This is a genomic window from Duganella callida (assembly GCF_004614165.1).
Taxonomy (GTDB): Bacteria; Pseudomonadota; Gammaproteobacteria; order Burkholderiales; family Burkholderiaceae_D; genus Rugamonas; species Rugamonas callida.
The window spans coordinates 1-12,264 of sequence record NZ_SPVG01000005.1 but is presented as its reverse complement, the minus strand read 5'-3'; the positions used below and the strand labels follow the sequence as shown (position 1 = coordinate 12,264).

The window sequence follows — 12,264 nt, the reverse complement described above, 5'->3', positions numbered from 1 at the left end:
TCACAAAGTACGGAAGTTCACGCCGACCATGATACGGCGTCCCGCATAGGCATAGTCAAGCAGGTTGGCCGTGCCATCGGCGAAGGGAGCGAACGATTGCTGGCTGTGCGAGGTGGTGGCGTTGCCCAGGTTACGTCCTTCGACAAAGATCTCGACTTGCGGCGACCACTTGTACGCCACCTTGGCGTCGATGAAGCGGGTGGCGTCGGTAAAGTTCGGCGAGCCCGGATTGTACGGCGGGCCGAGACGGCCGCCGCCGGCGTTGGGGTAGTTCAGCATGCTGGTGGACTGGCCGCAGGCGGCGATGCAGTTGAAGTAGGAGCCGACCGCCTGCACCGCCACGCGCGCGGACAAACGGCCATCGTCATACCACAGCGCCGCGTTGTAGGTGTACTTGGACTCGTTCTGCGGCGGCAGCGGCACGCCGGTCAGCAGGTCGACGATGTTGACGGTGCTGGTGGACGAATGCATGCGCGTGTAGTTGGCGTCGAACCCAGTGTAGCGGAACAGCGAGGGCAGGAAGGTGAACGCGGTCTTGGTGCTGAATTCCACGCCCTTGCGGCCGGTGGTGGAACCATTCATCCAGGTCGAATAGTCGAACAGCATCTGCGCCAGCGATACGCCCGTCACAGGATCGACCAGGCTGCTGTCCGCAAACAGCGGCGAGCGCGATACGCCCTGCGCGATCGCCGGTCCGACCTTGCCTTGCTGGCGGAAGCCGGCGACGGTGACCATGGTGTCATTGTTCGGATACCATTCGAGCGAGACGTTCTGGTTGACGTTTTTTTGCGCCTGCAGCGCCGGATTGCCCACGGTACCCGAGCATTTCTGCGGGTCGTCACCCTGGCCGGCCAGCACTTCGTTATAGGTGCAGGAGCCCGACGCCACCAGGCGCGATACCGGCGGCCGGGCCACCGTCTTGGCCGCGCTGTAGCGCAGCACCAGTTGGTCGGGCACCACCCATGCGGCCAGGTTAAAGCTCGGCAGGATGTCGGTGGTCTTGGCATCCGTGCGGGTAGCCTGCTGCACGGTGGTGGTCTGGGTGCCGCCCGGCGCGTCGGGCAGGTTGGGATCGAAGCTGGAGGTCTTGGTGATCGAGGTGAAGCTCATCATGCCGGTGCCCGATACGCGGGTACGCACATAACGCACGCCGATGTTGCCGTCCAGTTGCCAGCCGAAGGGCAGCGGACGGTTGGTGAACGGAATCTGGTCCAGGCCGAAGTCGGTCATCAGGTAGAAAGCGTCGGTGCGTTCCTTCAGGTGCTGCGCCGGCTGGTCGTAGACCTTGCCGTCACTGGCGGTGCAGCGCTTGACGCAATTGAAATCGGTGTTCGGGATATTCAGCGCGCCGAACAGTTTTTCGACGTCGATCTGGGTCCAGTTGTCGATCAGACCATCGGGCCGGCCGCTGGCGCCGCTGAAAAACCGGGTCGGCGTGGCTTTCAGGGTCATCACCTGTTTCATCAGATCGGCAAACTGCTGCATGGTCAGCACGGTGGTGCCGTCCAGCGACTGGCGGATATCGAGTTTCGGTATCCAGCCGTAGACGCAGGCGTTGCCGCCGGGCGCCAGCGATCCCGGTGTGTCGGCGCAGCCGTACATGCTGCTGCGCAGGGTAGGCGAGGGCATCACCAGCGGCGCCACGAAGCCCGGCTGGCCGAAGGTGCCGACCGGGTTGCTCATGTTGTAGCCGCCGTTATTGATGTTCCAGTTGTCGTTGCGCGTGTCGCGCATGTTGTAGCCCGTCTTGAAGCGCTTGAAGAACGGGATGGATTCCGGCGTGGTCCAGGTCAGGTCGGCCTTGGCGGTGCGTTCTTCGCTGAAGTACATGGTCGGCACCCAAGTCAGGTTGGGCGAGGACGTCACCGCGTTCTGCTGCGCCGCCGTGTAGGCCGGCGCGGTATTGCTGGTGTAGGCGGTCGGCAGGATGGCAGCGCTGGCGCCGCGCGGATAGAGTTGGGCGAAGCGGGCCAGGTCCGAGTTGTCGGTAGGGTTAAAGCCGGGGAAGGAATAACCCCACAATCCGTTCGGCAGCATTTTCAGCGTGCCCGAACCGTAGTAGTCGTTCAGCGTGAGCTCCTTGATCCCTTTCTGGAAGTCGGAACGCGCGTCGCCGGCGAAGAATTCGGCCAGCCAGCCTTCGTGCTTGTAGGTGCCGCCCAGTTGCAGGTAGCGCGCGGTGGTCAGACCGATGCCGTGACTCTGATTGGTCTTGGCCACGCCGTTGCTGTCGGTATTGTCGAAGGTGTATTGCAGCACATGGTGGTTGGCGTCCGTGATCACCGATCCTGGCTGCACGTTGGCGACGCCGTTCTTGACGGTGAAGTTCCCCATCGAGAACGCCAACTGGTTGATATCGTCATGGCGTTTGTTGTAGCTGCCCTTGGCGTAGACCGTCAGGTCGTCGTTCACCTTGAAGTCGGCGCGCAGGTCCAGGTTCTGGCGGCGGTCGATTTCGCGCTTGACCACGTAGCGCGGGCCGGATGGGGTGTAGTCGTTCCACTGATTCAGGCAGGTCGTCAGCTCATTGGTGCGCTGGGTCTGCGCAGCGGTGCGCGAGGCGGAGGCAATGCTGTTCAGCTGCGTCGCCGTCAGCGCCGGGAAGGCGGCCTGGCAGTCGGCCTTGCTCTGGGCGGCGGCCGAACGGCTCACCAGGTCGAGCGGCGTGGCCGAGTTGAAGTAGCCGCCGCCGGCCAGCGGCGATTGCAGAATCGGCAGGCCGGTCGCGGCGTCCGCGCGGTTGACGGTGTTGGGCTGGAAGGTGAAGGTCTTCTGCGGCGAGTTGTCGAAATCGTACAAACGGTAGTAACCCTGGTTGCCGTTGCCGGCCACCTGCGTCAAATGGCCTTCGTTGTCCAGCGTGGTGGTCGAGGCGTTCAGCAGCAGGCCGAGACGGCCGTTCATGAATTTGTCGGCCAGGATCAGGTTGGCGTCCGGCTGCCATTTTTTATTCAGGCTGCTCTGGCTGCCGGCCACCCGCAGCGATGCGAACGGCTTCTTGAAATCGAGGCCGGTGCGGGTCTTGATCTGGATGCTGCCGCCCAGCGCCCCTTCCACCATGTCGGCGGTCGAACCCTTGATCACGTCGACGCTCTTGATCAAATCGGCCGACAGCTGGCGGAATTCCACCGCGCGGCCGTCGCCGCCGCCGGCCATGTTGCTGCCGCCGGCCGATTGCACCGCCTGGCCGTCGAGTTCCACGCGGGTCAGGTCGGGGCCGTTGCCGCGTACCGACACCGTGACGCCCTCGCCGAAGTCGCCGCGATCCAGCGCGATGCCGGCCATGCGCGAGATCGCCTCGCCGACGTTACGGTCGGGCAGGGAGCCCACGTCTTCGGCGACGATGGAATCCACCGCCGTGGCGGCGTTCTTTTTGCGCTCGATGCTCGATTGCTGCGAAGCGCGCGTGCCCACCACCTGCACCTTGTGCAGCGGTTCGACGTCGGCCGCCGCGCTTTGCGCATCCGCCGCCTGAGTCTGGGCTTGGGCCAGGGGGGCGCTCATCATCATGACTGCGGCCGAAACGGCGCAGCAGGCCACTTTGCGTTGAGCTGGAATATCCGATCTTGTCATTATCTCCTCCGTCATTTTTAGATCTCCCGGCGCGCTGACAGGGCGCTTCAGGATTACGACGGTGCCGCTGCTACTGATTCGCGCGATCAGATGCGTGCCTTGAAGCAGCCGGTCGACCGCTTCGGGGATGACGAACAAACCAGCCAATGCATTGGTCTTCACACCGTCCAGAACATCGGCCGTGGCCAGGACGTTGACGCCGGCCTGCTTCGCAAATTCCGGAACGGATTGCGTGGCGACGCCTGCCGGTATGTTGAACGGCTGGGGCGCCTCCTGCGCCCGCACAGCGCCGACATGGGCCGCCACGCTCACGGCCAGGACGATCTGCGCTCTGCCGACGTATTCATGCAATTGGGTCATGTCTCCCTCCTGACCTCATCTGATTTTCGGAACCATGCTGCCCCGTTATTGATAAAGACGGAGTGCGCGGCGGTTTCCTCCGACGGCCGGCGGGATGAAGTCATTCGTTCAAAGGATTGATTGAAACTCAGATGCGGCGCTGGCCGATCAGGATGCGCTCCGTGGTGATCACCAGCGGCACGTTGAGTATCATGCTGACGTCTTGCGCGAACAGTTCGGGCGCATCGAGCTGGTATTGGCCGACCAGGCGCCTGTCCAGCAGCGACGGATCGGCGATGACGATGGTCTTGGCGCTGTAGCGGTTGAAATCGGCCACCGCTTCCTTCAGGGTCTGGCTGCTCAATATCAGCTTGCCCTCGCGCCAGGCCAGCCGGCGGTTGATTTCGTCCGGCTGGCGGGTGACGGCGATGGCCTTGGTTTCGTGCGCGAGGAAGGCGTGTTCGCCGGCCGTGACCAGCCGCCGTTGCGCCGCGCCATCCTTGCTCCAGACTTCAACCGTGCCTTCCGTGACCAGTACTTCCGAGCCATCCGGCATGCGGCGCACGGAGAACGCGGTGCCCACGGCGCGTATCAGGGCGTCGCCCGATTCGACGATGAAGGGCTTGGATTTGTCCTTGACGACTTCGAACCACGCTTCGCCCTTGTGCAGGTTGACCTTGCGCTGCTGCCTGGTGAAGGCGACTTCGATCTGGCTGCCGCTGTTGATGTCGGCGATCGACTTGTCCTGCAACGGCACGCGGCGGAATTCGCCCTTGGCGGTGGTAAGGGCGGTGCCGGCCTGCAGCACCGAGTAGCCGAACGTGCCGATAACGGCGGTCATGCCAGCCGCCACACCGCCCATGATCAGGTTGCGCCGCCGCAGCGACAATCGCCCTGAAGGCATAACGTGCTGGCCCGCCGCCAGGTGCAGCGCGTTGTATATCGCCGTCGCCCGCGCGTAGGCGCCCTGATGGCGGATGTCGGCCTCGTACCAGGCGTCGAATGCCGCCGTTTCGGCTGGTGTCAGGCCACGGGCGTGTTCCTGCACCACCCATGCGTGGGCTTGGTGATCAATCTTTGACATTGCTGGTCTTCGCCGCGCGTTGGATTCCGGCGCCGGGCCGCGGCGAACGCCTGGCCTCGATGCCCTGGGTGGCGATCATTTCCGACATCAGCCGCATTCCTTTCATCATTTCGTGTTCGACCACGCTGTCGGTCAGGCCCAGCGTTCGCGCCGTTTCGTTCTGCGACATGCCGTGCAGGCGGCGCGCGCTGAATACGGATTTGCAGCGGTCCGGCAGCCTGGCAATCAGGCCGAAGACCCATTTCAGTTCCTCGCGCGCGAACACCACGCGATCGGGCGACGGTGCGGTGTCGGCGATTTCCAGCTCTTCGAGGTTGGCCATGGTCTCGATGCTCACCACCGCGTCGCGCCTGATGCGGTCCAGGACGATGTTTTTCGCCGTGCGGAACACGAAGGGCTTGGGGTTGTGCACCAGCGCCAGGTCCGCGACGGCCAGGATGCGGTAACAGGTCTCCTGGACGGCGTCGTCCACTTCCGATGGGCTGTTGCAGACGCGGCGCAGCATGGTGCGCAACTCCGCCTCGTGCGGCAGGAAATGTATCGTCAGCCAGTCTGTGACCTCAGTGTCCATACGCTTGCTCATCCGTGCTCCCTGACTGTTAAGACGAACGCCGTGCGGATTTCCTCACGATTTATCCTGGCGCCGATAGCGTTTTATTGACGATCTGGCCGGCGATGGTGACGTTGTTCAGCACCACCTGGCTGGCGTTGTACAGATAAACCGGTTCCGCGCCGTTGCGCGGCGTGCCGAAATCGCTGTCGCTGATGGTGATGTTGGACACGGGCGGTATCGGTGTGCCGGCCGGGCCGTTATAGCTGGCGGCGACCGGGCCGAGTATCAGGACGGCCTGCCAGCAGGAATATTCGCCGTCGGCCGTCTTGACGTTGGCGGCGCGCAGATTGGAGATGTGGACATCCGATACGGCGGTCGGCCGGGTGCGTACGCCGTCGTCGCCTGCCGCGTAGTTGCAGTCGATGGTGACGATGGCGCCGCCGCCGGTGGCCAGGTTCTTGAACGGTTGCTGCGGATCGGGTGGCGCCGTCTTGCGCGCGCGGGCATCCACGCCATTGGGCAGTGTCACATCGCGCACGTACAGGTGGCGCAGGAAGCCGCCGCGGTTCATGTTCGCCTTGAGGCGTATCGCGGAACCGAGCGGGGAGGTGGCCCAATGCGCGTTGCGGAAGTCGATGCGCTGGGCGTAGACGTGTTCGATACCGCCCGCCATTTCGCTACCCAGCGTGATGCCGCCATGACCGCTGTTCATCACGCAATCCTGTATCACCATGTTGCGGGTGGCGCCGTATCGGGTATCGCGGTTCTTGCCGGATTTGATGGCGATGCAGTCGTCGCCGGTGTTGAAGGTGCAGTGTTCGACCAGCACGGTATCGCACGATTCGGGGTCGAAGCCGTCGTTGTTCGGCCCCAGGCTTTCCATGTTCACTTTATTGATGCGCAGATTGCGGCAAGCGACGGGGTGGTGCTGCCAGAATGGCGAGTCATTGACCTGGTAGCCTTGCAGCAGGACGTCGCTGCATTCGATCAGTTCGATCATGCACGGGCGCAGGTGGTGGCCGATACCGAAGATGCGGCGGGCCGCCGGGACGCCGGCTTCCGACAGTGCCGGCAGGTAGCGGGTGTCGCCGTTCCAGCGTGGATGGCTACCCTGGATCAGCGCGCGCTGTTGCGCCGATAGCCAGGGGGCGATGCTCTCCAGCGGGGCGTTGAGCGGATTAGCGCTGGCGGCGTTGACGGTGCCGTCCTTGCGGTCTATCCAGTCCCACCAGGGGCCGCTGCCGGCGTTGGCGTGTACGCCGGCCTGGCCATTGAGGATGCTGGTCCAGTCTTCGCCGGTCAGGGCGATATTGGATTGCTTGTAGGCGTAGACCAAAGGGGAGTAGTTCAGCAGGTCGTTGCCCTGCCAGCGCGACAGCACCAGTTTTCCGGCCTTGCCGCAATCGACGTCGCCGTACATGGCGTAATCGGCCGGGTCGGCGCTGAAGTAGATCTGCGCCTTGGCCGACAGATGCACGTGGACGTTCGAGCGCAGGACGATGGGGCCTTTGCAGTACCAGTTCCCGGCAGGGATCAGGACGCGTCCACCGCCGGCGTCGCTGGCCGCGGCGATCGCGGCGGCGATGGCGGGATAGCAGTCAGGCGCGCCGGGGGCGGGCGTCTGCACCTCCCGCTGCGTGCCGCGCCAGATGGACTTGGCCGCCACCAGCGCGCAGCCCTGCGCACCGTAGCGGGTGATGGGGAAGTCCTGCCGGGGAAATATGAGAGGGCGTGCGCAGCGCTCGACGATCCGCTGCGCGCGCTGCCAAGGTTCGCCGTCGGCTGGCGAGGTGGCGGCGGCAGCCGAAGAAAGCAGCGGCAGGCGTCCGGCGAACAGCAGGGCGCCGGCCGCGGAGGCGCCGTGCAGGAAGCGTCGCCGGGTTGAATCACGGTTCATGTTCATATCTTTCGGTCATGGCGGCGGGACGCCGCGCGCAGTCAGGGCAGCGCCTTGAAGCCTTCGGCGCGCACGACCCAGCTGCCGTCGGCGGGGAAGCCGGGCGCCGGGCGTGACGGCGCGCCATCCCAGCCGCCGGCCATCATGGCGACGGCGGCGAGCAAGGCGCCGTTGCCGGGCAGGTAGACCGGCAGTCGCGTGTTGGGATTGTGGCCGGCCTGGGTGTAGCTGTTGTTCGGGCCATCCGATTTGAGCAGCACGCTGACCGCCTTTTCAGGCTCACCCACGCGCGCCGCTGTCATGGCGATCATCGGATAGTCCCAGCCCCAGATCTTGGTCTCCCAGTCCCAGTTGCTCAGCACCGCCTGCAGCGTACGGCGCATGGTTTCGCGGTCCACGCCATCGCCCGGCAACTGGCCCAGCGCCATCAGGAACGATGGATGGTCATGGCGGCTGTCGATGTTGTCCCAGGTATCGGGATGCGACTCCAGCGCCACGTACTTGCCGTCCTTCTGCGGCAGCGCCGACAGGTGGGTGCGGCGTTTTTCCCATTCCGCGTCGCGCGGCATGCCGAGGCGTTCGCGCCATTCCTGCGCGATTTCAAGTGCCCGCGCCCAGTAGCTGAGCTCATAGGTCGGGTTCATGCTGGTGGCCTGATCGTAAATCTCCTGCGCGATCCACAGCGGCGGCCCGAGCACGTAGCGCTGGCCTTTCTCGTCCCAATGCAGCATGGAGGCCATGCCTTGCGCCGTTTCGAACACCAGTGCGCGATAGCGCTGCAGCGTGGCCGGCGAAGGATCCGCGCGGTACAGCAGCTCTGCCAGATGGATGGCGTGCGGCTGGTTCCAGACGATCAGTGGATTGCCGCCGGGGCTTTCGCGGCCTTCCGGCCCGGTCATCTTCATCCAGCGTGCGCCTTGCAGGCCGCGCGACGCGGCGACCGCACGCGCGGCGGGCAGGGTGCGATTGAACCAGTCCAGCGTGCGCGCCGTGTATTCGGGACGTCCCCACAGCGCGAAGTGGGCGGTATGCCACCACACCATCTCGGTGTGATGCTTGCCGTACCAGGTGGACGTCGTCAGGCCGCTTTCAGAGGCGGGCAGTTCATCGCCCAGCTGGATCGCCGTCAGATACTGCGACAGCACGACGCGTCGCTCCAGTTCAGCGGCACGCGGGTCTTTGCTGCCGCTGAAATCGACCGCGGCGCCGCTGCGCCAGAAGCGGTCCCAATGCGCTTCGCTGGCCTGGAAGACAGCGGCTGCATCGCGCGCCGGTGCCTGTCCTTGCCGGGTAAATGAGATGGTCAAGTCCAACTTTTCCCCCGAGCCGGGCGTGATGTCGAACACGTGTTCGCGCGGATGGCTGATCTTCAGCGGCGCGCCGCTGGTCAGCGTCATGGTGTAGTGCGAGGCATCGCGCGTGTGTTCCAGCACCAGCGAATTGGCCGTTTGCGCCAGCACCCTGGTCTGGTGCGCCTGCGGCTGCGACCAGTCCAGCGGCGGATTGTGATGATCGCCCATCTTGTAGCCCAGCGGCAGGGCGATGCGCACAGCCGCGCGGCCGCTGGCCAGCAGCGGCGAGGCGATGCGCAGCGCCAGAGTATCGCTGTCCGGATTGACGGTGCTGCTGACGCTGAGCGCCTGACCCAGCAACTGCACATGGCTGTCCAGGCGCCCGCGCCACATGTCCAGCCGCTGGTCGATGTTGCTCACATCGGCGGCGGTCAGCGCATGCGCATCCGCGCCGGTCATGACAAAGCCGATCTGCGGCAGCGGCTGGATATGCGGATTCTCGCGCAGCCAATGGCCGGCCGGCGACTTGGTGTTGGTCGGGTAGCCGACGGTGCGGCCCCATGCCGTGTAATCGCGGTTGGCGTCGGACAGCTTGTAACCCTTGGGATTGGCGTTTTCATGCCAGGACCAGCGAGCCTGCGTTTCAACCGGTATGCCCTTGTCGTGATACAGCTCGGGCAAGGTTTGCAGGCCCGTCACGTCGGCCGTGAAGGCGAACCGGCCGTTGCCGACGCTGAGCGGCGCCATGGTGTCGATCGCGCCCAGATGCGGATCGTGACGGGCGACCAGCGCGGGGCGGTCGATCTGCGCCGTCCCGGCGCGCGCGCCGGGCAGCATGATCAGCGCAATGCAGGCCAGCCAGATAGATTGAGTTTTCATCCTTGCTTCTCCGCCGGGCGGACCACAAAGCTACCCTGCGGTAGTCCGCTGATGTTACTATCCGCGCCCACCTCCACCGGCGCATCCGCCGGCAGCCGCAGCCTGGTGTTGGCGAACTGCCAGCCCTGCGCATCGCGGATGTAACCGCCACCCTTGGCCTCGATATCGAGCTGGTCGAACTGGAAGCGCTGCAGCGGTTTCTGCGCGAAAGCGGCCACCTCGAACGCGCTTCTGGCGCCGCTGGCCTTGATATTCCAGACTTTGACGTCCTGGAAGCGCGCCATTCCCTGTTCCTTCGGCACCGGGGTGGCCATGACTTTCCAGTGCTCCGGCACGTCCTTGACATCGGCCGGGATGGCGGCGTAGCTGTAAGCCGGGTTCCAGTTCATGTTCACGCGCATGACCACCGGCGTGCCGGTCATGGTGATGTCGTGCAGCCGGATATCCTCGCCCCAGCCGCCACGCGTGTGGGCCGATTTGAACAGGATGCCCACCGGCGTCTTGTCGTCAAAGCTCAGACGGTAGGCTTCGATATTGCGGAAGCCGCCCGACGTCTCGCTGCCGAACACGATGCCGCCCTTGGAATAGCGTACTTTGACATCGCGGATCACCACATCCTCGGTTGGACGGTTGACGCGCAGGCCATCGGCATCGCGTCCGGCCTTGAGCACCAGCGCATCGTCATTGACCGAGATGTCGGCATTCGCCACCAGCACCTTGCGCGAGGAATCGATGTCGATGCCGTCGGTGGACGGGCCGTGTCCTTCCTCGTTGTTGTTGATGGTGACGCCATCCACCGTCACCTCCTGCGAATAGCAGACATGCACCGTCCAGAAACCGGAACGACGCAGCAGCAGGCCGCCGCCGACCCTGACCCCGGTGGAGTCGAATACCTGCACCAGGCGCGGACGGCGCGCGTCGTAATCCGAAGCCCAGCGCAGGCCGCGCGGTTCGTATTCCTTGCGCAGCGCCCAGTAGTGGTCCCAGAACACCTTGCCATCGCCGTCGATGGTGCCTTCGCCGATGACGGCTGCCTTGTGCTGCCGGTAGACGTTGACCAGCGCCGCCGGCCAGCGCATCTCGATGCCGGCGATCCGCGTCGGCATCATCGGGTAATCGTCGATATTGCGCGAACCGAGCAGGGTCACGCCTTTGTCCACTTTCAGGGTAACGCCGGATTTGACGAAAATGGCCCCGGTCAGATAGGTCCCGGCCGGGAATACCACCGTGCCGGCCTGCTTTGCGGCCGCGTCGATCGCCTGCTGTATCGCCGCGGTGTTGTTGGTGACGCCGTCGCCCTTGCCGCCATAGTCGCGGACATTGAAATCGGCCGCCAGTGCCTGGACGGCCGCGAACACGAGCGCGGCGCTGATGGTCGCTTGCTTCATTGCGGATTTCCTTGATCGGGGGAGTACAGCCATGGTTTTTTATAAATTGTGAGCGAAGTGTAATCTTGTTCAGCATTACTGGCGGTCGTGCCGGTGTTTTACTCAGAAAGATGATCAGTTCGCGCCGCGCGGCTGCCGGCCGTGCTGCCGACACCGACGGCGTGATCGGCCTTCCGGCGCCGGGTCGTACTTTGAGCTGGCGCAAACACGTCGGGCGGCGCCGGACATAAGCTGACTCCACTGGCTATTGAAAAAGGCCAGCAGCGTCTTGATCCAAACTGTCTGGAAGGTTGCCATGAGCATTTTTCTCGATCAGAATCCCGGCCTGTCGGCCGAAGCGTTCAGCGATTGCCTGCGGATCAGTATCTCGGATGGCAACCTGGGCGATCTCCCGGTCGCGGCCGATCCGACCCTGCTGCAACTGACCTACGCCGGCGCGCGGCCGGCGCCACCGACGGCGGCGCGCCTGCACGACATGTGCAACAGCAATTTCGGCGCGCCGACCGTGATCGACGGGACCATCATCACGGCGCTGAGCGGCGGCGTGGACCCGGTCTCGGGCATCGACATCACCGGCAACGGCATCACCTACATCGACAGCAACGTCACGCCGACGGTGATCCGCGTGGTGTACGACATCAATAATTGCAACGGCGGCGGCATCTTCGTGTTCGACACCGATGGCAACAAGATCAGCCTGGCCAGGCCGCCGCTGCTGTACCACGAGCTGTCGCACGCCTTCCGCGGCGCCACCGGCACCCAGCAACCCAACGACGAGCCACCCGCCGAGACCGACGAGAACGTGATGCGCTCGGCGATGGGCTACTGCCTGCGCGACGTCAACAACCACGACGGCGGCTGCGGCCACGGCGACGATTGCAGCGGCCCGCCGACGCCGGACAGCGACGGCTGCTTCATCGTCTCGGCCACGACCGGCTCGCCGCGCTCGGCCGAAGTGGCGCAGCTGCGCGGCCTGCGCGACCGCGTCGCGGCCGCTTCGCCGCTGGGCGCGCGGCTGATCGACCGCATCTACGCCGATTATTACGGTTTCAGCCCGGCCATCGCCGCCCGGCTGGACCAGGAGGCGACACCGCGCGCGGCCGCCCTGCGGGTGGTGGTGCGCCCCTTGCTGGCCTGGTTCACGCTGGCCGGGGTGCTGGCGTTCGAGCACACCGACCGGGTCGCCGTGCGCCAGGCGCAAAACGCGTTGGACGACGCCTGCCCGCGGCTGCTCGGCCGCGCCGCGATCGCCGGCGTGC

At 64.9% G+C, this 12,264-nt stretch carries 8 protein-coding genes; 2 read left to right on the top strand and 6 right to left on the bottom strand.

Annotated features, from left to right (window positions below):
* Positions 1-3,510, bottom strand: a complete 3,510-nt coding sequence (locus E4L98_RS00270; RefSeq protein WP_229257156.1) for a TonB-dependent receptor — start codon at positions 3,508-3,510, stop codon at positions 1-3.
* A 162-nt stretch (positions 3,511-3,672) separates the two neighbouring features.
* On the opposite strand from E4L98_RS00270, the gene E4L98_RS00265 reads away from it, so the two are divergent.
* On the top strand, positions 3,673-4,053 hold the full coding sequence (locus E4L98_RS00265) for a hypothetical protein (RefSeq protein ID WP_135199558.1): 381 nt from the start codon (positions 3,673-3,675) through the stop codon (positions 4,051-4,053).
* Between the two features lie 7 nt (positions 4,054-4,060).
* Here E4L98_RS00265 and E4L98_RS00260 read toward each other — a convergent pair whose 3' ends face one another.
* From E4L98_RS00260 to E4L98_RS00240, 5 genes are all read right to left on the bottom strand, one after another.
* Positions 4,061-4,996 (bottom strand): FecR family protein, encoded by a 936-nt coding sequence (locus E4L98_RS00260; RefSeq protein WP_135199557.1) that lies wholly within the window; start codon positions 4,994-4,996, stop codon positions 4,061-4,063.
* Positions 4,983-5,567, bottom strand: a complete 585-nt coding sequence (locus tag E4L98_RS00255) for an RNA polymerase sigma factor (RefSeq protein WP_135199604.1) — start codon at positions 5,565-5,567, stop codon at positions 4,983-4,985. The genes E4L98_RS00260 and E4L98_RS00255 overlap by 14 nt, the downstream gene beginning before the upstream one ends.
* Before the next feature lie 61 nt (positions 5,568-5,628).
* Positions 5,629-7,446, bottom strand: coding sequence for a glycoside hydrolase family 28 protein (locus tag E4L98_RS00250; protein WP_135199556.1), 1,818 nt, complete (start codon positions 7,444-7,446; stop codon positions 5,629-5,631).
* Positions 7,447-7,487: 41 nt separating this feature from the next.
* The gene (locus tag E4L98_RS00245; protein ID WP_205746636.1) at positions 7,488-9,617 is read right to left on the bottom strand and encodes a glycoside hydrolase family 65 protein; all 2,130 of its coding nucleotides are present in this window, start codon (positions 9,615-9,617) and stop codon (positions 7,488-7,490) included.
* Positions 9,614-11,005, bottom strand: coding sequence for a glycoside hydrolase family 28 protein (locus tag E4L98_RS00240; RefSeq protein WP_135199555.1), 1,392 nt, complete (start codon positions 11,003-11,005; stop codon positions 9,614-9,616). Before E4L98_RS00240 ends, E4L98_RS00245 begins: the two co-directional genes overlap by 4 nt.
* 295 nt (positions 11,006-11,300) lie before the next feature.
* Between E4L98_RS00240 and E4L98_RS00235 the strand changes: the two genes are divergently transcribed.
* On the top strand, positions 11,301-12,264 hold a 964-nt coding region (locus tag E4L98_RS00235; RefSeq protein ID WP_307722065.1), incomplete at its 3' end, for a CFI-box-CTERM domain-containing protein.